Source organism: Bradyrhizobium sp. LB14.3, assembly GCF_040547985.1.
Classification (GTDB): domain Bacteria; phylum Pseudomonadota; class Alphaproteobacteria; order Rhizobiales; family Xanthobacteraceae; genus Bradyrhizobium.
Window position 1 is genome coordinate 738,664 of record NZ_JBEPQT010000001.1, and the last position, 22,306, is coordinate 760,969.

The 22,306-nt window shown below is 64.9% G+C and carries 18 protein-coding genes and 2 pseudogenes; 16 read left to right on the plus strand and 4 right to left on the minus strand.

Annotated features, from left to right (window positions below):
* The first annotated feature begins 236 nt into the window (after positions 1 to 236).
* From ABIB00_RS03410 to ABIB00_RS03425, 4 genes are all read left to right on the plus strand, one after another.
* Entirely contained in the window at positions 237 to 1,001 is a 765-nt protein-coding gene (locus ABIB00_RS03410) for an alpha/beta fold hydrolase (protein WP_354103369.1), read from the plus strand.
* 24 nt (positions 1,002 to 1,025) lie between these two features.
* Positions 1,026 to 1,361, plus strand: a complete 336-nt coding sequence (locus ABIB00_RS03415) for a hypothetical protein (protein ID WP_247351555.1) — start codon at positions 1,026 to 1,028, stop codon at positions 1,359 to 1,361.
* A 160-nt stretch (positions 1,362 to 1,521) separates the two neighbouring features.
* Positions 1,522 to 2,193 carry a dienelactone hydrolase family protein gene (locus tag ABIB00_RS03420; protein WP_354103370.1) on the plus strand — a complete coding sequence of 224 codons (672 nt, stop codon included), beginning with the start codon at positions 1,522 to 1,524 and terminating at the stop codon, positions 2,191 to 2,193.
* A gap of 138 nt (positions 2,194 to 2,331) precedes the next feature.
* Positions 2,332 to 2,814 carry a hypothetical protein gene (locus ABIB00_RS03425; RefSeq protein ID WP_354103371.1) on the plus strand — a complete coding sequence of 161 codons (483 nt, stop codon included), beginning with the start codon at positions 2,332 to 2,334 and terminating at the stop codon, positions 2,812 to 2,814.
* 1 nt (position 2,815) lies between these two features.
* Here ABIB00_RS03425 and ABIB00_RS03430 read toward each other — a convergent pair whose 3' ends face one another.
* The 3 genes and pseudogenes from ABIB00_RS03430 to ABIB00_RS03440 all read right to left on the minus strand — a co-directional run bounded on the left by ABIB00_RS03430 (position 2,816) and on the right by ABIB00_RS03440 (position 5,040).
* A complete protein-coding gene (locus ABIB00_RS03430) occupies positions 2,816 to 3,562 on the minus strand; it encodes a polysaccharide biosynthesis/export family protein (RefSeq protein WP_354103372.1) in 747 nt (248 codons plus the stop codon).
* Between the two features lie 356 nt (positions 3,563 to 3,918).
* Positions 3,919 to 4,430, minus strand: a pseudogene (gene msrA, locus ABIB00_RS03435) (peptide-methionine (S)-S-oxide reductase MsrA).
* A gap of 292 nt (positions 4,431 to 4,722) precedes the next feature.
* Positions 4,723 to 5,040, minus strand: coding sequence for a hypothetical protein (locus ABIB00_RS03440; protein ID WP_247351545.1), 318 nt, complete (start codon positions 5,038 to 5,040; stop codon positions 4,723 to 4,725).
* Between the two features lie 401 nt (positions 5,041 to 5,441).
* Here ABIB00_RS03440 and rpsT point away from each other — a divergent pair, with 401 nt between their 5' ends.
* From rpsT to ABIB00_RS03500, 12 genes and pseudogenes are all read left to right on the plus strand, one after another.
* Positions 5,442 to 5,708, plus strand: coding sequence for a 30S ribosomal protein S20 (gene rpsT / locus ABIB00_RS03445; protein WP_007598259.1), 267 nt, complete (start codon positions 5,442 to 5,444; stop codon positions 5,706 to 5,708).
* A gap of 1,252 nt (positions 5,709 to 6,960) precedes the next feature.
* Complete coding sequence (dnaA, locus tag ABIB00_RS03450) at positions 6,961 to 8,373, plus strand: chromosomal replication initiator protein DnaA (protein ID WP_247442002.1); 1,413 nt, start codon at positions 6,961 to 6,963, stop codon at positions 8,371 to 8,373.
* Between the two features lie 255 nt (positions 8,374 to 8,628).
* Positions 8,629 to 9,747: a DNA polymerase III subunit beta gene (gene dnaN, locus ABIB00_RS03455; protein WP_247351542.1), complete on the plus strand. Its 1,119-nt coding sequence runs from the start codon at positions 8,629 to 8,631 to the stop codon at positions 9,745 to 9,747.
* A 128-nt stretch (positions 9,748 to 9,875) separates the two neighbouring features.
* Positions 9,876 to 10,241 carry an endonuclease domain-containing protein gene (locus ABIB00_RS03460; protein WP_354103373.1) on the plus strand — a complete coding sequence of 122 codons (366 nt, stop codon included), beginning with the start codon at positions 9,876 to 9,878 and terminating at the stop codon, positions 10,239 to 10,241.
* Between the two features lie 82 nt (positions 10,242 to 10,323).
* Positions 10,324 to 11,460: a DNA replication/repair protein RecF gene (gene recF, locus ABIB00_RS03465; protein ID WP_247442198.1), complete on the plus strand. Its 1,137-nt coding sequence runs from the start codon at positions 10,324 to 10,326 to the stop codon at positions 11,458 to 11,460.
* A gap of 121 nt (positions 11,461 to 11,581) precedes the next feature.
* Positions 11,582 to 12,325 carry a hypothetical protein gene (locus ABIB00_RS03470; RefSeq protein ID WP_354103374.1) on the plus strand — a complete coding sequence of 248 codons (744 nt, stop codon included), beginning with the start codon at positions 11,582 to 11,584 and terminating at the stop codon, positions 12,323 to 12,325.
* Positions 12,326 to 12,450: 125 nt separating this feature from the next.
* The gene (locus ABIB00_RS03475) at positions 12,451 to 14,619 is read left to right on the plus strand and encodes a hypothetical protein (protein WP_354103375.1); all 2,169 of its coding nucleotides are present in this window, start codon (positions 12,451 to 12,453) and stop codon (positions 14,617 to 14,619) included.
* A gap of 280 nt (positions 14,620 to 14,899) precedes the next feature.
* Positions 14,900 to 17,335: a DNA topoisomerase (ATP-hydrolyzing) subunit B gene (gyrB, locus tag ABIB00_RS03480; RefSeq protein ID WP_354103376.1), complete on the plus strand. Its 2,436-nt coding sequence runs from the start codon at positions 14,900 to 14,902 to the stop codon at positions 17,333 to 17,335.
* Positions 17,336 to 17,619: 284 nt separating this feature from the next.
* Positions 17,620 to 18,915, plus strand: coding sequence for a UDP-N-acetylglucosamine 1-carboxyvinyltransferase (gene murA, locus ABIB00_RS03485; RefSeq protein ID WP_354103377.1), 1,296 nt, complete (start codon positions 17,620 to 17,622; stop codon positions 18,913 to 18,915).
* A 193-nt stretch (positions 18,916 to 19,108) separates the two neighbouring features.
* The gene (locus ABIB00_RS03490) at positions 19,109 to 20,503 is read left to right on the plus strand and encodes an MATE family efflux transporter (protein WP_354103378.1); all 1,395 of its coding nucleotides are present in this window, start codon (positions 19,109 to 19,111) and stop codon (positions 20,501 to 20,503) included.
* Positions 20,500 to 20,988 (plus strand): DUF2867 domain-containing protein, encoded by a 489-nt coding sequence (locus tag ABIB00_RS03495; protein ID WP_354103379.1) that lies wholly within the window; start codon positions 20,500 to 20,502, stop codon positions 20,986 to 20,988. Before ABIB00_RS03490 ends, ABIB00_RS03495 begins: the two co-directional genes overlap by 4 nt.
* Positions 20,985 to 21,092 (plus strand): annotated as a pseudogene (locus tag ABIB00_RS03500) (2-hydroxychromene-2-carboxylate isomerase); the annotation flags it as partial. The gene ABIB00_RS03495 and the pseudogene ABIB00_RS03500, both read left to right, overlap by 4 nt.
* A 54-nt stretch (positions 21,093 to 21,146) precedes the next feature.
* On the opposite strand, the gene ABIB00_RS03505 reads toward ABIB00_RS03500, so the two are convergent.
* Positions 21,147 to 22,262: an FUSC family protein gene (locus ABIB00_RS03505; protein WP_354103380.1), complete on the minus strand. Its 1,116-nt coding sequence runs from the start codon at positions 22,260 to 22,262 to the stop codon at positions 21,147 to 21,149.
* Positions 22,263 to 22,306: the final 44 nt, after the last annotated feature.

Consider the following 22,306-nt stretch of genomic DNA (forward strand, 5'->3'; position numbering starts at 1 on the left):
GGCGCCAGCCTTGCCCGCAAGAATGATCGGGTTCAGCGGCGGAGGCAAATGCAATTTGGAATCGATCGAAACAAACGCGCCGCCTGCTCGTTGTGCGTCGCGACAAGGGCGATGTTGCAGCCACTGAACGCAACCGAGTGCGGCGCCAGGCATGCGAGCCATCGCAATCAGGCGGTTTCCTCCGAGTAACCCGGCGCGTTAGGATGGGCCAAGAAACACGATAACAGGTGGAAGCAATGCCAAGGATCGATCGGGACGGCGTCGGAATCTATTACGAGGTTCATGGCGAGGGGCCGCCACTGCTGCTGACCCATGGCTACTCCTCGACCTCGGCAATGTGGCATGGGCAGGTCGATGCGCTTGCCGGGGATCACAAGCTGATCTTGTGGGACATGCGCGGTCACGGCCAGTCCGACTATCCCGACGATCCCGCCGCCTACAGCGAGGCGCTGACCGTCGGCGACATGGCCGCGATCCTCGATGCAGCCGGCGCTGAGCGCGCCATCATCGGCGGGCTGTCGCTCGGCGGCTACATGACACTCGCTTTCACTCGCGCGCTTCCGATGCGCGCCCGCGCGCTGCTGATCATCGACACCGGCCCGGGCTTCAAGAAGGACGACGCGCGCGAGGCCTGGAACGCGCGAGCGCTCGCCACTGCCGACAGGCTCGATCGCGAAGGCCTCGACATGCTGAAGGCAGCGACGCGCGAGCGCGCCACGGCCAGCCATCGCAACGCCAGGGGATTGGCGCTTGCCGCACGCGGCATGCTGACCCAGCGCGATGCGAAGGTGATCGAGCTGCTGCCGGATATCAAGGTGCCGGCGCTGATCGTTGTCGGCGCCGACGACACGCCGTTCCTCGCAGCGTCCGATTACATGGCGGTGAAAATTCCCGGCGCGCAAAAGGTCGTGATCCCCGCCGCCGGGCATGCCGTCAACATCGATCAGCCGCAGGCTTTTGTTGACGCGGTGGTGCCTTTCCTGAAGAACTTGCCGGGATAGGACGGTCGGACAGGAACACTGGCAATGAAGCGAGCGATGTTGGCGGCGGGCGCGGTGTTGCTATCGGTATCTGCGCAGGCCGAGCCGTTCGGCACCATGCCGCCGCGCCTCCCTTTTGTCGCGACGTTGTCGAACAATACGCCGCTCGCTTTCGGCATGGACGCCGAGCAGACCGCGCGCGCCCTGGGGCAGCCGCTGCGATACGTTCGCGGACGTCCCGGCAGCGAGATCTACCTCGCTTTGCGCAACATCGGTGGCAGCGGATTGATACCCTCTCGCCATCGCCTGTTCCTGCAATTCCGTCACGGACGATTGGCAGGATGGAAGGAAGACTACGGCGAAAACTGGATGTGGGAGTGATCCTCATGGTGAGGAGGCGCGAAGCGCCGTCTCGAACCATGCAGGCCCTCGCTGCCACCTCTCGGCCTGCATCCTTCGAGACGCTTGCTTCGCAAGCTCCTCAGGATGAGGGATGCGAGCGGAGTTCGTGATCGACGGTCAACAAAAAAGGACAACCCGCGTGGGACAAGACATCAATCTGACGGCTTCCGACAATTTCCAGTTCGGTGCCTATCGCGCTGAGCCCTCGGGCACGGCGAAGGGCGCGGTGGTGGTGATCCAGGAGATCTTTGGGGTCAATCATCACATCCGCTCGGTCTGCGATCGCCTCGCCGGGGAGGGCTATGTCGCGATCGCGCCGTCGATCTTCGACCGGACGTCGCCGGGCTTCCAGTCGGGCTACACGCCTGACGAGATCGCGGAAGCGCGCAAGTTCGTCGCCAGCCCGGATTGGGAGGCGATGCTGCGCGACACGCAGGCGGCGATCGATGCGGTGAAGAGCGTCGGCCCGGTCGGCATTATCGGTTTCTGTCTCGGCGGCAGCATCGCCTTCGTCGCGGCGACGCGGCTGTCGGGCCTGAAGGCCGCGATCGGTTATTACGGCGGCGCGGTCGTGCGCTTTGCCGACGAGACACCGAAAGTGCCGACGCAGCTGCATTTCGGCGAGAAGGATACCGGCATCCCCCTGACCGACGTCGAGACCGTCAAGACCAAGCGGCCGGATGTCGAGGTCTTCGTCTATCCGGGCGCCCAGCACGGCTTCCATTGCGACGAGCGGCCGAGCTACGACAAAGCCAGCGCTGACATCGCCTGGCCGCGCAGCATGGATTTTTTTGCGAAGCATTTGAAATAGGGCCGCACTTGCTGCCGTCATTCCGGGATGCGTCGAGCGGCGCAGGCCCGGAATGAGGAGAGCAGGAATCGGGTGGCTGCCTTACGGCGCGTGGCGATAGAGCAGGCGGATCAAGCCAGCTCACGCCAGGAGACCGCCATGCAGCAAGCCATCACGCACCTCGTCATCGGCAATCCATTCGGAACCATGGACGTCCCCTCGCCCGATGATTCCGAAGTGACGGACTATGCCGCGACCGCCACGTTATCCGGCGATGCAACCGACGGCAACGCGACGGCATGGGCCTCCATCGCGACAATGTCCGATCCGATCGAGGGCCTCTGGGCGAGCCGCTGGAATGGCGGCGCCGATCCGACCATCGCCGGCGATACGGCTGAGAAATGGAAGCAGGGACGCGCCGAGGTTCAGGTCAAAGGCGAGCGGATCTATCTGCGTTTCGCCTGGGACGACGGTCGTCGGCACGGGCTGATCGATGCCGCGCGCGACGGCGCGGGTCGCCTGGTCGGAAAATATATCAACCTGACCACGCCGGCGATCACGCGGCCATGGATCGGGCTCGTGGTCGACGCCAACAGGATCGACGGATGTTTTCCGAACGGACGGCTGGATTTCAGGCGGTGAGCTAGAACCAGCGCTCGCCGATAAACACGGTGTCCCCGGGGGCCAGGGGCGTGCCGAGCGGGACGACAGCGCGCATGGAGCCACCGGCTTCGGTGTGCGTGACGGTGACCACGTCGCGCTTGGCGCGCGGCGAGAAGCCGCCCGCGATCGCGACGGCGCTTTCGACCGTCATGTTCGGTACGTAAGGATATTGTCCGGGCGCGGAGACTTCGCCGAGGATGAAGAACGGGCGATAGGCCTCGATCTCCACGGCCACGGAAGGCTCGCGGATGAAGCCGTTGCGCAAGCGTGCGGCGATGTCGCCGGCGAGGCCGGCCGGGGTACGACCGCGTGCCGGCACGCCGCCGATCAGCGGCATGGTGATGGAGCCGCCAGCGTCGATGGCGTAGCTGTTGGTGAGACCTTCCTGGCCATAGACCACGACGCGCAGCCTGTCGCCGGCATCGAGATGGTAGGAGGAATCGTAGCGGACCGGCGCGGCCATCGGTGCGGCATAACCGACCGGCATGGGCGCAGGCGAAGAGGCAAAGGAATTGCGCAGAGCCCCGATGGCGCCGCCCCCGTCGCCGACGACGACCGGCTGTGGCGCGTAATAGGGCTGGCCATAGGCCATGGAGTCGAGATCGGCGCGCGGCTGCATCACCGCGACGGGGCCGGCGGTCTGCATGCAGCCGCCAAGCGCAAGCGCGGCGGACGCTGCCAAGGACGTTGCTAAGATCGACCATCGAAACGCGCGTGCAACCGGCACCGGACCTATCCCTCGAAACGAGACAGATCCAGTGTTGCACCGGTTATGGTTAATAAAGCGTTGAGGGGCCCGACGATGCGCGCTGCGCTCCCTCTCCCGCTTGCGGGCAATGCTATCGCATATGGCCTTTTGGGCCAGCCTGAACGCGCGCCTCGTCCTTCGAGACGACCGCTCTGCGGTCTCCTCAGGATGAGGCTAATCGGCATCGGTGCCTGTTGAAACTGTTGCCGCACACTCCATCCTCATCCTGAGGAGCCCGCCTAAAGCGGGCGTCTCGAAGGATGGGCCGCAGGAAACTGCTCTCAAATGCCGCTGCCCTGCTCTTGCAGGAGAGGTACAACAAGTTCGTCGCCAGCTTACGCGCTCACACCGACGCCGATCGGGCAGGACACGCCGGTGCCGCCCAGACCGCAATAGCCGGCGGGATTCTTCGCCAGATATTGCTGATGATAGTCCTCGGCAAAATAGAATTCGCCGGCGAGTGCGATCTCGGTGGTGATGGCGCCGAGACCTTCTGCGGCAAGCGCCTTCTGATAGAGCGCCTTCGATTGATCGGCCGTTCTCTTCTGCGCGTCCGATAAGTGTAGATCGCGCTTCGGTACTGCGTGCCGACGTCATTGCCCTGACGCATGCCCTGGGTCGGGTTGTGGCTCTCCCAAAAAATCGTCAGCAACTTCTCGTAGGAGATCTTTTTCGGATCGAACACGACCAGCACCACTTCGGTGTGGCCGGTGCGGCCTGAGCAGGTCTCTTCATAGGTCGGATTCGGCGTGTGGCCGCCGGCATAGCCGACGGCGGTGGCGTAAACGCCGTCGCCGAGCTCCCAGAACTTGCGCTCCGCGCCCCAGAAGCAGCCGAGCCCGAACACCGCCTGCTCGAGGCCTGCGGAATAAGGCGGCTGCAACTTCGCGCCGTTGACGAAATGGCTGGTCGCGGTCGGAATAGCTTGCGCACGGCCGGGCAGCGCTTCCGTGGCGCTCGGCAATGCGGTGGTCTTGCGCATGAAAAGCATGATTGAATCTCCGCAACGAGCTGTCGGTCGCTTGAGACAGGTGCTCAGGCGGCATGCTCGCGATCAGATGGGAATATAGGGATCTACGCCGCAAGGGGCAGCCCTGTTACGCCGCGCGCGCCCCGGCTCAGTCGCGGGAATTGAAAGCTCAATCCCGGGAATAACCGATCAGCGGCTTGCGCGGGCGAAACAGGATCATCAGGAGGATGCCCAGAATGCCGAGGACGGCGAAAACCGGTTGATCCAGCACCAGGCGGATCACCGAGGTCCAGAGCCATGGCGCCTTGGCCTCGACCCAGGTCCGAAACGCCGTCTGGCTGCCCTGATTGATGTCGTTCCAGAACTGGCCGAAGCGGGTGAACCGCAGGGTCTGGTCGGCCACCCAGCGGGCGCCGTCATAGACCATGAAGATGAATCCGCCGGCGAGCAGCAACAGCCCAATCAGTCGGAAAAAGCCGCGGATCATGCTTCACCTTATATGGTCGTCCGATCGGACGATCCTCGTAACGCTGCCAGCCAATACAAGGGAGACGGCAGAAATTCAACCTCTTCAGGGCGTTACGGCACTCATCCAGGCCCTAGGGGCTGGTTTTCCAGCCCGGGAAAGCGTTGACGGTGCCAAAGACCCTCTCTATAAGGGCGCCAACTGGCGGCGGGCGCAATCCTGCCGCCGCTGTTCTTTGAGCAGTTGCAGGCTCTTTGGGCTTAGAGGCTCTTTGGGCCTCAGAGACAGCCGCAAGGCTGTCGCTCATGTTCCGGGAACAGCCTAGCAACCGAACACCCTAATTCCGAGCGTCGATTACGCGGTCAAGCAAGCCGGCGCTACCGACCAAGACGCGACCGGTACCCGCAAAGGACATTGAGACCATGGCCAATACCACTTCCGCCAAGAAAGCGACGCGCAAGATCGCCCGCCGCACCGCCGTCAACAAGTCGCGCCGCACCCAGATGCGCGGTGCCGTGCGTAACGTCGAAGAAGCCATCAAGACCGGCGACCGCGCCGCCGCCGTGACGGCGCTGGCGAATGCCGAGCCCGCTTTGATGCGCGCCGCCCAGCGCAACATCATTCACAAGAACAACGCCAGCCGCAAAGTCTCGCGGCTCACCGCGCAGATCGCCAAGCTCGCCAAGTAAGCCCGCGAGTAATCTGGCGAGTGACCTAGCAAGCCTTCGTTCGATCGGACGATCCGGTCGCACATCGCACGCGTCAAACAGCCCGGCATCACGCCGGGCTTTTTTGTTGCCAGCCATAGTCACGCAAGCAGTCAGGCGCGACCGACCTTCGATCGAAGGATCGCGGCGTCCACACCATTAGTTCTACCTGCGGGTGATTTTGCAACAGGGGAAACTTTTCACCGCGGTGCAAAAAGCCCTTGCGAGGCGGGCTCAAGTTGAATTCCTGCGCCCGCGCGTTCTTCACACCGTAGTTTCACCGGATCGCGCCAGGCGATGGAGTTACCCTGTGAAACGAGACTCAAAAAACGGTGTCTCGCTAATCACTTATCGACATAGTGACGCCAAGCATTTGGAAAAATCGCCCGCGCGTCTCGCCGCGTGACGCTTTTGTAAAGAATTTTTGGCAGTGGCGGAGAATTGTCACACAAGGCGCGGCTCTTTCGATTCTGTGCACGAATCCAAAACCTTGGTCTGAAGCCTGTGCACAAGTCGCGCGCGGCGTTAACGCAGATCAAGTTTTTTGGCGCCTCAAGTGTGAATCAATTTCGTTGCGAGTCCTTCGGCATAGTGTATTCCTTAAGGCGTCAGCGGCGCCCACGATCTTGAGACCAGCGCGGTATCGGAAACGGGGCGAGCGTGCAAATCGGCGGCGATGTGCACGTAAGCGACGCTTAACCCAGCGATTGTCGGTTCGAAACCCATAGCAATATGGGAACGGTAGTTCTTTGTCTGAATGTCTCCAAGCGGGATCTTCCCGCTCGCGCCCAGCGCAAAATGAGAGACATCTCGAGGCTACTCCGACACGCAGGATGGCGAAGCCGAGCGGACGACGAGTACAGACGGGCGCATCCGCGGCTGGAGCAATTCAGATGCGGTTGTTTTTTCAGGCAGGACCTTGCCGTGAGCGATCACGGCAGGACGGGGAGGTATCATGTCCTACGGATTCAACGCGGTGTTGACACAGATTCCATCGCTCGACGATGCCGTCTCCGATCCGTCCTGCGTTCAGCCCCCCTCGTGTGAGGGCGCGCCGAGTACGCGCTGACCTCGCGAACTCTCCATCTCCGACATCGCTGATCTGACCTAGCGGCGTTCGCGCCGAATGGTCGAGCTGTGCCCGACGATGGAATCGCTTGAGGTCGCGCCATGACGGGGAACCCCGCTTGGCGTTCACAACGCAACCTTATCTCTCAAGAGAAGTTTTTTAACGATGAACCCATCGGAACAGGATCGCTGGTCACGCGTGAAGAGCCGGCTGCGCACGAACGTAGGCGAAGACGTCTATACGAGCTGGTTTGCTCGCATGGATCTGGAAGGTGTGCAGGAGGAGAGCGTGCGGCTCTCGGTCCCCACGCGCTTCCTGAAGAGCTGGATTCAGGCGCATTACGCCGAGCGCGTGCTGTCGTGCTGGCAGGCCGAGATGCCGGAAGTGCATCGTATCGATCTCACCGTGCGTTCGGCCGTGCGTCCGGTCGTTCAGCAGAAGGAAGTGCCCGCGCCCGTCGAAGCGCGCCGCTCGCCTGCGCCGGAGCTGCGCTCGACCGCGACCGCGCCGGTCTCGGCCAATCACGATGCGCTCGGCGGCTCGCCGCTCGATCCGCGCCTGACCTTCGCAAGCTTCGTCGTCGGCCGCTCCAACACGCTGGCGCATGCCGCTGCGCGTCAAGTCGCGGAGGGTCGCCGCGGCGATCCCGTCATGTTCAATCCGCTCTACATCCATGCGGGTGTTGGACTCGGCAAGACGCATCTCTTGCAGGCGGTGACCTGGGCCGGAAATTCCGGCAACGAGCGCAAGGTGCTTTACCTGACCGCGGAAAAATTCATGTACGGCTTCGTCGCCGCGCTGAAGACGCAGACGGCACTCGCCTTCAAGGAAGCGCTGCGCGGCATCGACGTGCTCGTGATCGACGATCTCCAGTTCCTGCAGGGCAAGTCGACCCAGGCCGAGTTCTGTCACACCCTGAACGCGCTGATCGACGCCGGACGCCAGGTCGTGATCGCGGCCGACCGTCCGCCGTCCGATCTCGAAAGCCTCGATGATCGCGTGCGCTCGCGGCTGGCCGGCGGCCTCGTGGTCGAGATGGCCTCGCTCGGCGAGGAGCTGCGGCATGGCATTCTCAAGTCGCGCGTCGCGGCGGCCCGCGCCCATCACGCGACGTTCGAGGTGCCGGAGGAGGTTCTGACCTATCTGGCCCGTGCCATCACCCATAACGGCAGGGATCTCGAAGGCGCGATCAACCGCCTGCTCGCGCACTCGAAGCTCAACAACCGGCCGGTGACGCTGGAAATGGCCGAGCACGAGGTGCGCGACCTGATCCGGCCGCAGGAGCCGAAGCGCATCAAGATCGAGGACATCCAGCGTGTGGTGGCGCGGCAGTATAATGTCAGCCGCTCCGACCTGCTGTCCTCGCGCCGGACCGCCAACGTGGTCCGTCCGCGCCAGGTGGCGATGTATCTCGCCAAGACGCTGACCCTGCGCTCGCTGCCGGAAATCGGCCGCCGCTTCGGTGGGCGCGACCACACCACCGTGCTGCACGCCGTTCGCAAGATCGAAGCCCTGGTTTCCAAGGACACGGCGCTGTCGGACGAGGTCGAATCGCTGAAGCGTCAGCTTCAGGAATAAACGCCCAGGTCTTTCCCCTTCCCCCGCCGCCCGGACCATGCCTGGGCGGCGGGCGTGTTTTTGCCTGTAAATCGTGGGGAACCATCCCGCGATCCCTTGAAACGGATGACTTTACGCGCCACCTTGCGCGACCCTGAAGGCTTTGGTCATATCGGCTGGATGATCCGGCTTTGGGGGTCTTCGGTACCGTGGCGCGCGTCCCGCCGCCCGGCTTTTCCAAATTTGTGTTTCCTTGGGGATCGGGCGAGTAGTGCAATGAAGGTTACGGTCGAACGCGCGCAACTCCTGAAGTCGCTGGGCCATGTCCATCGCGTGGTCGAGCGCCGCAACACGATTCCAATCCTCGGCAACGTGCTTGTCCGGGCCGAGAACGCGAAATTGTCGCTGAAGGCGACCGATCTCGACCTCGAGGTGACGGAAACGCTCGCGGCGGAAACCGCGACCGCGGGGTCCACCACCGTGCCGGCGCATATGTTCTACGACATCGTGCGCAAGCTGCCGGATGGTTCGCAGATCGTGCTCGAAGCCGACGGCGACCGCGCCGTGCTGGCGATCCGCGCCGGCCGCTCCCGCTTCACGCTGCAGACGCTGCCGGAGAATGATTTTCCGGATCTGGCCGCCGGCGACATGTCGCATTCGTTCTCACTCGCCGCCAAGGACGTCAAGCGGCTGATCGACCGCACCCAGTTCGCGATCTCCACCGAGGAGACGCGCTACTACCTCAACGGCATCTATCTGCATGCCGCAGGCTCCGCCAATGCCGCGACCCTGCGCGGCGTCGCCACCGACGGCCACCGCCTCGCGCAGCTCGACCTGGTCCAGCCCAAGGGCGCCGACGGCATGCCCGGCGTGATCGTTCCGCGCAAGACGGTCAGCGAGGTACAGCGCCTGATCGAGGACAACGAGGCCGAGGTCACGATCGAGCTGTCGCAGGCAAAGATCCGCTTTACCATCGGCAATGTGGTGCTGACCTCGAAGCTGATCGACGGCACCTTTCCCGACTACAGCCGCGTCATCCCCCAAGGCAACGACAAGGAGCTCGTCGTCGACAAGAAGGATTTTGAGAACGCGGTCGACCGCGTTTCCACCATCTCCAGCGAGCGCGGGCGGGCCGTGAAGCTGTCGCTGTCGCCGGGCAAGCTGGTGCTGTCGGTGACCAACCCGGATTCCGGCAGCGCGACCGAAGAGCTCGAAGTCGAATACGCCTCCGACGCTCTCGATATCGGCTTCAACTCCCGCTATCTGCTCGACATCGCAGCCCAGATCGAAGGCGACGTCGCAACGCTCCGGCTCGCCGACCCCGGCTCGCCGACGCTGGTGCAAGACCGCGACGACAAGAGCGCGCTGTACGTGCTGATGCCGATGCGGGTGTGAGGGACGTAGCTCTACGCCACGCGCACCCTGCTTTTGGAAGCAAGCGCGATGCGCATTGCTGCGCCCTCTCCCCTTGTGGGAGAGGGCTACTCCGCTGGTCGACGCAAGCTCGATAGGGTGAGGGGTTAGTGCCGCAAGAGCCGTCCCATCGGCCAGTCCCCAAACATCTCCGCCAATTTGCGAAGAACATGCGGCATGAGCCGACTGATGCGGAAGCTGCGATGTGGCGGCTGCTCAGAGAACGCCGGCTGTCCGCCTTCAAGTTTCGTCGGCAAGTCCCGTTCAAAAACTACATTCTCGACTTTGTCTGCTTCGAGAAATGCCTTGTGATCGAGATCGACGGCAGCCAGCACGTAGAATCACAAGGCGACGCTGCCCGTGAGGCCATGCTTGCGGCCGAAGGATTTCAGACGGCGCGCTACTGGAACAACGATGTGTTGCAGCGACCTGTGGCGGTGCAGGAGGATATCCTTGCAAAGCTCGCCGGGCGGTAAGATACCCCTCACCCGTCGCCTCACTTCGTGAGGCGCCACCCTCCCCCACAAGGGGGGAGGGATCAGAGTGTGCCCGCAAATCATGACCCCCTCCCGCATTCATCGCCTGACGCTGACGCATTTTCGCAATTACCGGGCGGCGGGGCTCGAGGCGACGGCTGACATGGTGGCGCTGGTCGGGCCGAACGGGGCGGGCAAGACCAATTGCATCGAGGCGATCTCGTTCCTGTCGCCGGGACGCGGCTTGCGGCGTGCGACGCTGGACGACGTTGCCGACAACCAGGGCGACGGCTCCTGGGCGGTATCTGCACAGGTCGAGGGCGCGCTGGGCCTCGCCACGCTCGGCACCGGCATCGATCCGCCGCGCGCCGACAGCCCGGTCAGCCGGCGCTGCCGCATCGATCGCGAACCGGTCAATTCGGCGGCGTCCTTCGGCGACCATATCCGCATGGTGTGGCTGACGCCGGCGATGGACGGGCTGTTCATGGGTGCGGCGTCCGAGCGCCGGCGCTTCTTCGACCGCCTGGTGCTTGCCATCGACAGCGACCATTCCAGCCGCATCTCGGCGCTGGACCGCTCGCTGCGCTCGCGCAACCGCCTGCTCGAGACGCGCAATTACGACGACCATTGGTGTGACGCGATCGAGCGCGAGACCGCGGAGCTTGCGGTCGCCGTCGCCGCAACCCGCGGCCAGACTGCGGCACGTCTCACCGGCATGCTGAATGCACGCGCGCAGACCTCCGCCTTCCCCTCGGCGCAAATCGGGCTCGACGGCTGGATGGAGAACGCGCTGCTCAACGAGACGGCGACGTCGGTCGAGGACCGCTACCGCCAGATCCTGCGCGACAACCGTCCGCGTGACGCCATCGCCGGTCGCACCACGGACGGTCCGCATCTCACCGATCTCCAGGTGATCTACGCGCCGAAAAGCATGCCGGCGCGCGATGCCTCGACCGGCGAGCAGAAGGCGTTGCTGATCGGATTGGTGCTGGCGCATGCAAGCCTGGTCGCCGAGATGACCGGCATCGTGCCGCTGCTGCTGCTCGACGAGGTCGTCGCGCATCTCGACCCCAGCAGGCGCGCGGCACTGTTCGACGAGCTGCGCAAGCTCGGCGCGCAGGTGTGGCTGACCGGCGCAGATCCGGCCGCCTTCGCCGAGATCGGCACCGGGGGCGAGATCTTTGACGTCGAGAGCGGACAAGTCAGCGCGCGTCGGTGAGCCGCCGCATTGAACCCGCGTGGTCCCGTCAACGACTAGCTGTCTGAGGCCGCGCCGATAGTGTCGCAGCCGTTGCCATCGCGCGATGACACTGACGCGCGCGACATTCCTGGAGAATGGGATGCGGACGGTAAGGTCCGGGGTGCAAGCCCCGGCACGATGGCGGGCGTTTGCGTGCGGCCTCGTCTTGCTCGCGACGTGCATGCTCGCGGCAAGCGCCGGCGCCTGGATGCCGCATCTGTCGCCGCTGTTCTCGGCCGACCTCACGCCGGATCCCGATGCCAAGCTGCCCGCACCGACGCGCCACAGTTTTAGAGGAATTCACACCACCCTGATGCGGGGCGTTGAAGCGCCGCTTCGCGTCAAGCTCGAAGCCACCGTGCCCGCCGGGCTCGGCGACGTTCTCGCCTTCTACCGTGCGGAGCTCGGAAAGCTCGGCTGGCAGGAGCAACACGATAACGCTGTCGTCTCCGCCGACCACGTCCGGCTCACCTTCGCCTCCCCGCTCGGGCCAGCCATGCTGGAGCTCGGCCGCAAGGAGAGCAGCACCTCGGTCCAGCTCGTGCAGAAGAACTCGGACATTGCAGCCAGGGCGAACGTCATGCCCGAACCGGGCCAGGCGAAGCTGGTGTTCAGTAACATCGGCGAGACGGAAGCCGTGCTCGGGATCAACGAGCGGATCACCAAGCGCGCCGCCGGCGCCAACGCGGTCTCGCTGGATCTGCTGCCCGGCAGATATTCCTACGAACTGGGCGTGCCCGGCCGTCCGGCCCACACCAACATCCTCACCGTCGCGGCCGGCGACGCCTGGGAGCTCACCGTCGGGCGCGACGGCGAGGCATGGTCGCCGCTCCAGCTCTATTGAGACCTCCGAGATCTTTGAACCTGCCCGCTTCCCGACGCGACTTCTGGTCTGAGACCGCGCCGACGGTGGCGCAGCCGTTGCAATCGCACGGCCAAAGCGCCGCGCGGCATCCTGGAGACGTAACCATGTCGATGATCCCGCGCGGGACGCAAGTCCCGGCACGATGGCAGCTGCTTGCATGCGGTCTCTTCCTGATGGCGAGTTGCTCGATCGCGGCCGGCGCCGACGAGGGCATCGTCGACGTTCACGCGCTGCCGCAGCTCGAGGGCGCGGTGGAAGACACCTCGCGCCCCGATCCCTATCGCGCCGAGTATCGCATGCCGACGCCGCAGGCGGTGACGCTGCCCGCGGTCCAAAAGCTCCTGATTGCCAACGGCTGGGTGCCCTATGTGATGCCGCTGGAGGAGAAAAGCAGCCTGCTGAAGTTCAAGAAGGGTCGGCAGGGCCTTTTCGTTCATTTCACGCAGGCGCTCGGCCGGCCCGACCAGTCCGTGGTTTACTACACGACCGACCGGATCTACGGGAACGTGCCATTTCCGGAAGGCGCAAGCGACATCGTGTTTGACGGGACGCGGCCCTATCTCGACTGCATCGCGCCGACGCCGCTCGATGCAACGTCGGACTTCTACAGCAGCCAGATGGCTGCGATCGGCTGGCAGAAGCTCACGCCGGAAACCGCTGCGCGCTGGACGACCAGCCTGGATGAAACCGTTCCTAACGGCCTGCGCGCGTTCTACGCGCACGCCGATAGCAAGGAGACCGGCTTTTATCAACAGAAGCCCGTGATGCTGACGCTGACGCGCCGCGACGATGGCCGCACCAATGTCGATATCCGGGTCGCGCCCTTTGCGCTACCCAGCGAGCTCAAAGCGGATAGCGATCTGGCCGGCCTGCCGCGACCGAGCCCGACCAAGACGGCCAAGGGCCTCGGCAGCGCAAGCTCCGACAAGCGCGAAATGTCAGCCGCCGCGATGGCCGAGCTGCCCGCCGTGCTCGCTTTCTATCATCGCGAGCTCGCCGCGCGCGGCTGGCAGGAGGACGGCAGCGCGCCGCGCGCGCCCGGCGACGAGGTCGCGATCAGGATCTCTTCGGCTGAGGAAACCGGCCTGCTGCGGCTTGGCCGCAAATACGATTTCACCATGGTCAGCCTGACCGCGCAGGTGAAGGAATCCGCACTTGCCGCCCGTGCCCAGGCGAAGAAGGAGGCCGACGAGAAGTTCCTTGGGGATGCGTTAGGTGCGGCCAAGCAGCTCATCACCGCCGACGACGCAAGACGCAAGGTGCAGGCGGCCGCGCTGTCAGATGCGCCGCTGAATGCACTGGCCGACAGCAAGACGCCGGTGCCGCTGCCTGAAACCGCCGAGGGCGTGAAGTTCGAAGGCGGCGCCGGCCGGCTCGAATTCGCTTCCACCTCAAGCGTCAAGGCGCTCGCCACGTTCTACCGGGCGCTGCTGAAATCAGCAGGCTGGAAGGAGCAGCCGTCCGTCATCAACCAGCCGAACATGGCGGTAATGGAGTTCGCAAAGGGTGGCAAATCGATCTCGATGACCGTAATGCAGATGGGGCCGAAGGTGAATGTCAGCGCCAACGGATCGGGCCTGGTGATGGCTGCAGCGAAGCCCGCCCAGGCCAAGCCGGGACAGGTCGAGTCGGTGCAAGCCAAGCCGGCCGAGCCGCTCACGCTCGATCCCGATTCCGCCCTGCCGGTGCCCACGCAGCACAGCTCCACCGGAGTTAGCTCCACGAAATTCCCCGGCAGCGACCAGTCGTTCCGGAGCGAGCTCGAAGCCAGCATCCCCGCCGCGCTTGGCGACGTCCTCGCGTTCTATCGCACGGAGCTGACCAAGCGCGGCTGGCAGGAGAAGGCCGACGGCGCGACTGTGACCGCCGAGCGGGCGGAGCTCGCGTTCACCTCGCCGGAGGGACCGGCCGTGCTGAAGCTCGGCCGCGCCAGGGACGAGACAATCGTTAGCCTGGTGCAGCGGAATCCGCAGGCCGCGGCCAAGGCCGACATCATGCCGAAGGCCGGACAGGCCAGGCTGATGCTCGGCAATATGGGGCCGAAGGAAGCATCGCTGACGATCAACAATCAAACCGTGAAGATCGCGGCCGGCGCCGGCGGCCCGCAGTCGCCGAAGGGCCCGATGCTCGATCTGCCGCCCGGCAAGTACCAGTACGCGCTGCGTCTGGCGGGACGCCCTGCCCGGACCGAGACCCTCACCGTGGCCGCCGGCGATGCCTGGGGCCTCCTGGTGGGGCCAAGCGGAGATGTGCTGCCGCTTCAGATGTATTGAGCCTGCAAGGCCGTTCCGGGCGTTCCAAGCGCCTCGGAACGCCCCTCGTCCCCGCAAAATCCACGCCTTCCACGGTCCGAAACGGCTTCTCGAATCGCGCTTTTTCCAGCGCCTGGAATCGGCCTTCGAAAGCCTTGAAAACCGGCCAAAAAATCCTATCTGATCAAAGACTTGCTGGGAGATACTTTGCGCTAGGCGCAATCCGTCTTTCGTGGCACAAATAGCCCGCATATCAGCGCCTTTTGTGCCGCTGATTCGGGCGACATCTCGAAGGCCTCTCATGACAGAACCTGCTCGGCAGACGCCTGCCGAAAACGAACCCTCAAATCCGAGCGATTACGGGGCGGAATCGATCCGCGTGCTCAAGGGTCTCGATGCCGTCCGCAAGCGTCCGGGCATGTATATCGGCGACACCGATGACGGCTCGGGCCTGCATCACATGGTCTACGAGGTCGTCGACAACGCGATCGACGAGGCGCTCGCGGGCCACGCCACGCGCGTCGATGTCGTGCTCAACGCCGACAATTCCGTCACCGTGCGCGACGACGGCCGTGGCATTCCCGTCGACATCCACAAGGGCGAAGGCATCTCGGCGGCCGAGGTCATCATGACCCAACTGCATGCCGGCGGAAAGTTCGACCAGAACTCCTACAAGGTTTCCGGCGGCCTGCACGGCGTCGGCGTCTCCGTCGTCAACGCGCTGTCGAGCAAGCTCGGCTTGCGCATCTGGCGCGACAACAAGGAGCACTACATCGAGTTCGCCCATGGCGACGCCGTTGCACCGCTCAAGGTCGTCGGCGACGCGCCCGGCAGGCGCGGCACCGAGGTGACGTTCCAGGCCTCGACCGAAACCTTCAAGAACATCGAATATGATTTCGCCACGCTGGAGCACCGGCTGCGCGAGCTCGCCTTCCTCAATTCCGGCGTCAACATCGCACTCTCCGACATGCGTCACGCGGTCGAGAAGCGCGAGGAGATGCACTATTCCGGCGGTGTCGAGGAATTCGTCAAATATCTCGACCGCAACAAGAAGGCGATCGTGCCTGCGCCGATCATGGTGCGCGCGGAAGCCAACGGCATCGGCGTCGAGGCCGCGTTGTGGTGGAACGACAGCTACCACGAGAACGTGCTGTGCTTCACCAACAACATCCCGCAGCGCGACGGCGGCACCCATCTCGCCGGCTTCCGCGGCGCGCTGACGCGCCAGGTCAACGGCTATGCCGATGCCAACGCGAAAAAGGAAAAGATCGCGCTCACCGGCGACGACTGCCGCGAAGGCCTCACCGCCGTTCTCTCCGTGAAGGTGCCGGACCCGAAATTTTCGTCGCAGACCAAGGACAAGCTGGTGTCCTCGGAAGTACGCCCCGTGGTCGAGAACGTGCTCAACGAGGCGCTCCAGGCCTGGTTCGAGGAGCACCCGTCCGAAGCCAAGATGATCGTCGGCAAGGTGATCCAGGCGGCCGCGGCCCGCGAAGCCGCGCGAAAGGCGCGCGAGCTGACGCGCAAGAGCCCGCTCTCGGTCTCCTCGCTGCCCGGCAAGCTCGCCGACTGCCAGGAGAAGGACCCGGCGAAGTCCGAGCTCTTCATCGTCGAGGGTGACTCGGCAGGCGGCAGCGCCAAGCAGGGCCGCAACCGCGAATTCCAGGCCGTGCTGCCGCTGCGCGGCAAGATCCTCAACGTCGAACGCGTGCGTCCCGACAAGATGCTGGGAAGCGAGCAGATTGGCACGCTCATCACCGCGCTCGGCACCGGCATCAGCGACGAGTTCTCGATCGAGAAGCTGCGCTATCACAAGATCATCGTGATGACGGACGCCGACGTCGACGGCGCTCACATCCGCACGCTGCTGCTCACTTTCTTCTACCGTCAGATGCGCGACATCATCGACGGCGGCTATCTCTATATCGCCCAGCCGCCGCTCTATAAGGTCAACCGCGGCAAGTCCGAGCAATACCTGAAGGATGAGCGGGCCCTGGAAGATTATCTGATCGATACCGGGCTGGACGATTGCGTCTATATTCCCGGCACCGGCGGCGATCGTACCGGCCGCGACCTGCGTTCGCTGGTCGACGACGCCCGCGCTGTTCGCGGCGTCCTGCGCAGCCTGCACACCCGCTACAATCGCAAGGTGATCGAGCAGGCCGCCATCACCGGCGTGCTCAACAAGGCGATCTACGGCGATCCGGAGAAAGCCGCCGCGGCCGCGCAATACATCGCCGCCCGCCTCGACACTCTCGCCGACGAGGTCGAACGCGGCTGGGTCGGTCAATACGTGGAAGGCCATGGCTTCCAGTTCGAGCGCACGGTGCGCGGCGTCAAGGAAGCCGCCGTCATTGACGACGCCTTCCTCGGCTCGGTCGAAGCGCGCAAGCTGGACGAGTACACGGTGAAGCTCCAGGACGTTTATGTCCGCCCCGGCAAGCTGCGGCGCAAGGACGTCGAGCACATGGTCTACGGCCCGGTCGATCTGTTCGAAGCCGTCACCGACGCCGGCCGCAAGGGCGTCACGCTGCAGCGCTACAAAGGTCTGGGCGAGATGAACCCGGAACAGCTCTGGGAGACGACGCTCAACATCGACGCACGCTCGCTGCTCCAGGTGAAGGTCAAGGAGGTCGACGAGGCCGACGACATCTTCACCAAGCTGATGGGCGACGTGGTCGAGCCGCGCCGCGACTTCATCCAGGAACATTCGCTGAGCGCGACGATCGATATCTAGGGCTCGCCCTCATCCTGAGGAGCCCGCAACAAGCGGGCGTCTCGAAGGATGGCCGCAAGCGAGAGCCGGGCCTTCATGGTTCGAGACGCGCGTTCCGCGCTCCTCACCATGAGGGTTGGGCATCGGCAATCCGGAGGCACCCCCTCCCCAGCCCTCCCCCGCAAGCGGGAGAGGGAGCGCACCTCCTTCGTGATAGCCGTCGAGCCCGAATTGCTCCCCCGCTCAATTCTCTGTAGTTTCCGCCTCGAAAATCACCCGCCCCACCCAACAACAGTGAGACCTTCGTGGCGCCCATCCAGTACATCGTCGAGGGCGGTCAGCGGCTCTCGGGCTCGATCGAGCCGTCCGGCAACAAGAATGCGGCCCTGCCGATCATCGCGGCAGCCCTGCTCACCGAGCATCCGGTGACGCTGGAAAACGTGCCGCGGATTCGCGACACCGAGACGCTGGTCGAACTGATCCGCTCGGTCGGCGCTGCCGCGGAATGGACGGCCCGCAACACGCTTCATATTCACGCCAAGAGCATCCGCGCCGCCGATCTCGATCCCGACTTGTGCGTCCGCATCCGCGCCTCGATCCTGCTCGCGGGCCCGCTGCTCGCCCGCTGCGGCGAAGTCATGCTGCCGCCGCCCGGCGGCGACGTCATCGGCCGCCGCCGGCTCGACACACATGTGCTGGCGCTGGAGCAGTTGGGGGCCAAAGTCACTGCGACCGACCGGCTCGAATTCCGCGCGGCAAGGCTGGCCGGCGCGGACGTGTTTTTGGACGAGCCCAGCGTCACCGCGACCGAGAATGCGCTGGTCGCGGCGGTCGCCGCCGACGGCGTCACCTATTTGCGCAACGCCGCGTCCGAGCCGCATGTGCAGGACCTCGCCAACTTCCTGGTCGCGCTCGGCGCGAAGATCGAAGGCATCGGCACCAACACCATGATCGTGCACGGTCCGGCGACGCTGGGCGGTGCGACTTACCGGATCCAGCCGGACCATATCGAGGTCGGCTCGCTGATCGGGCTCGCCGCCGTGACGCGCTCACCGCTTCGCATCGTGCGCGCCGGCGTCGAGCATCTGCGCTCGATCCGCATGGGCTTCGAACGGCTCGGCATCGTCTGCCGCATTGAAGGCGACGATCTCATCGTGCCCTCGAACCAGACGCTGAAGATCCAGGACGATTTTGGCGGCCACGTGCCGAAGCTGGAGGACCAGCCCTGGCCGGCTTTCCCGGCCGATCTGATGTCGATCGCGATCGTCACCGCCACGCAATGCGAGGGCGTGATCCTGATGTTCGAGAAGATGTTCGAATCGCGGATGTTCTTCGTCGACAAGCTGATCGCGATGGGCGCGCGCATCGTATTGTGCGACCCGCACCGCGCCATCATCGCAGGACCCAGCCGGCTGCACGGCGCGACGATGACCTCACCCGACATCCGCGCCGGCATGGCCATGCTGCTGGCGGCGGTCTGCGCCGAGGGCACCTCCACGATCGACAACGCCGACCAGATCGAGCGCGGCTACGAGCGCATCGACGAACGGCTGAATGCGCTCGGCGCGAAGATCAAGCGCGTGCCCGAGCGGAAGAGCTGAGGCGGCTTCCACTTCTGGATTGAGATGGTCTCGTGCGCCGGACGCAGCGCAGCACGCGAGTGATGCGCTGCTGAGCCGGGGCCCATACCGCAAAGACAGCGCTCGTGATTCGGGGTCCCGGCTCGCGCTCCGCGCGTCCGGGACACGAGAGTGAGGCCATGTTTTCGTCGCCCTGCGATGCTATTGGATAGCCATGCTCGACACCGTCCAGCCTCGTTCGCAGCCGCAAGCCGGCGTGCCGCCAGATCCTCTCGCCGACGAGTTCGTCGAGACGCTGCGGCTGGCCGTGCCGATGATGCTGACGCAGCTCGGGCAGATCGCGATGATCACGACCGATCTCGCGCTGATCGGGCGGCTCGGCGAGGCCGCGGTCGCCGCGGCGGCGCTGGCTCATACGGTCTATTTCGTCAGCTTCACCTTCGGGCTCGGTTTGATGGCAGCGGTTTCGCCGCTGGTCGCGCAGGCCTTCGGCGCCGGCGATGTCAGGCGCATCCGCCGCTCCCTGCGCGTCGGCCTGTGGGTCGCGCTCCTGATCTCGCTGCCGATGATGGCCTCGCCGCTCTATGGCGAGCACATCCTGATCGCGCTCGGACAGGCGCCGCACTCGGCCGCGCTCGCGCAGCGCTATCTGAACGGGCTGGCCTGGGGCATCGCGCCGGCGCTGGGCTTCATCGCGCTGCGCAGCATGATGAGCGCGGTGAACCGGCCGCAGGCGCCGCTATGGATCACGCTCGCGGCCATCCCCATCAATGCCGGGCTGGTCTATTGCCTGATCCATGGCCTGTTCGGCCTGCCGGAGCTCGGCCTGTTCGGCGCGGGGCTTGCGACCACCCTGGTCAATCTCGGCACTTTCGTCGCTACGCTCGCCATTGCGGGGCTGCGCAAGCCGTTCGCGGACTATCGTCTGCTCGCTCATCTCTGGCGGATCGACTGGCCCCTGATGCGCCGGCTCATCGCGATCGGCGCCCCGATCTCGTTCTCGCTGCTGCTGGAATATGGCCTGTTTTCGTCGGCGGCCCTGCTGATGGGATTGATCTCGACGACCGCGCTCGCGGCGCATCAGATCGCGCTCCAGGTCACCGCCGTGCTGTTCATGGTCCCGCTCGGCATCGGCATGGCGGCCACGGTGAGGGTGGGCCACGCCTTCGGCCGCGGTGAGCCGCTCGCGGTGAAGCGCGCAGGAGTCGTCGCAGCGGTGATCGGGATCGCGTTCGTCTCGGCCCTGACCGTCGCGATCATCCTCGGCCGCTATCAGCTCGCACGGCTGTTCTTCGGGAGCGGCGAGGCGAGCATGGCGACCGTCGAGCTGACCGCGACGCTGCTCCTGGTCGGCGCGACCTTCTTCATCGCCGATGCAATCCAGACCATCATGGGCGGCGCGCTGCGCGGCATCAATGACACCAGGATGACGCTGGTATTCGCCGCGATCGGATATTGGTGCGTCGGCTTTCCGATCGCCTGGTGGCTCGCCTTCCACGCCGACCTCGGCGCCGTCGGTGTCTGGATCGGACTGTCGATCGGATCGTTCGTCTATGCCGGGCTTCTGATCTTGCGCTTTCGGATGTTGACGCGCAAATTGGCGGAATGATCGGGACTGTCCGCGAAGTCACCCCCAATGTCGATGCCGGCCGGCTGCTGGCCGGCGCGCAGTTCATCGACGCCTTTCGCGTCGCGACCGGCAAACAACAGCTCGACGCCCGCGAGGCCTGCACCCGGATGGTGCTGCACGGACCGCGCTGGATCGATGCGCTCCTGCGCCTGCGCAACGTCCTGGTGGCTCCGTTCGGACTGAAGACATCAGGCGCAGGCGCGCCCGCGCCAGGCGGCCTGATCGGCCTGTTTCCGGTCCTCAGCGAAACCCCGGATCGGCTCGTCGCGGGTTTTGACGACTTTCATCTCGACTTCCGCATCGTCGTCGACGTGGCCGGCGATGCCGCGGGCCAGGGGGTGACATTGACCACACTGGTACGGACCAACAATCTGCTCGGTCGTGCCTATCTCACCCTGATCACGCCGTTCCATAAGCTTGTGGCCCGCAGCATGATGGGACGCATCGCGGAGCCGGCGCGATGACCCTGTCCGTCGACCTCTTCTACTCCTTCCGCAGTCCGTTCAGCTATCTGGCGCTGCCGAAGACGCTGAAGCTCGTCGCGGAATTTGATCTCGCGGTCAAACTCGCATCGACCTGCCGCTCTGGCGTATGCAGGGCAAGGGCCTGACGCGGCGGTAGCTCACTCCGCCGCGCGCGCGGGCTTGTCGGCCGCCGCCTCCGACCATTCGCCGACGACGCGGTCGAGATCGCAGAGATTCTGGTGCATCTGCTCGAGCGAAAAGCCCAGCGCGAAGAAGCGCTCCGCGGTGTCGCTCGGCTGGCCCCGGATCAGGCCGTCCTGGCGCACAGCGGCGACCGCTTCGGCATAATGCTGAAGCGCGACGTGCACGGGATGGATCGGCGGGGCGCCGCCGCCTTCGCGCAAGGCCGCAGCGGCCGAACGCAGGAAGCGTGCGATCACGGTCGAGACTTCCGTCAGCGGCACGGCAAGCCGTGTCTGCACCTCGACCGGCAACGGCACCACGGTCGAGCGGCCGATCATCACGACGTCATGGCGCAGCCGCAAGATCGTGCGCAACAACGGGCCGGTGTCCGGCCCGCTCGACAATCGCGCAGAGCGCTCGCGCTCAGCTTCGGCGCCAATGGTATTCATGCCGACCATTGCGGCGCCGATACCGTCTTGAATCCGATGCAGCGCGTCATTGTCCCGGCCGCGCGTCAGGCCCGCGAGCAATTCGCTGAAGGCTTCTGCGATCAATTCGAGCAGCTTCGCCGCGCTGGCGCGAATTTGCCGCACCGCGCGCGATGGCAGCACCAGGAACGAGACGAGCAGCCCCGTCACCGCGCCGACCGAAACTTCGCCGACGCGATCAATCGCCGAGGCCATGGGATCGGCATGATGCATCGACGGAAGCACGAGCACGATCACGGCGGTCACCGTTGCAGAGCTTAGATTCGGATAGATCGATGCGACAAACGCAAGCGGCGCCACGGCCAGCACCAGAAGACCCAGCAGGCCCAGTTCGCCGGAATAGGGGATCAGGATCGCGATAGCGCCGCCATAAATCGCGCCGCCGATGGTGCCGAGCATGTAGTCGCGTGTCGCCTTCAGCGAGCGCCCGACGCTCATCTGGGTCACGATGATGGAAGTGAGGACGGCCCAGAGCGGCAACAAGAGATGCAGCGCGGTGGCGAGCGCGTAGGCGCCGGTCGCCGCCACCGTGACCCGGACCGCCAGCCCCAATTGCGTCTTGCGCGACCAGACCCGGTCGAACAGCTCTCCTGCGAATGCCATCGTCGAGTATCCCGGTCCAACCCTCGTAAAGCCGCCAAAAGCAT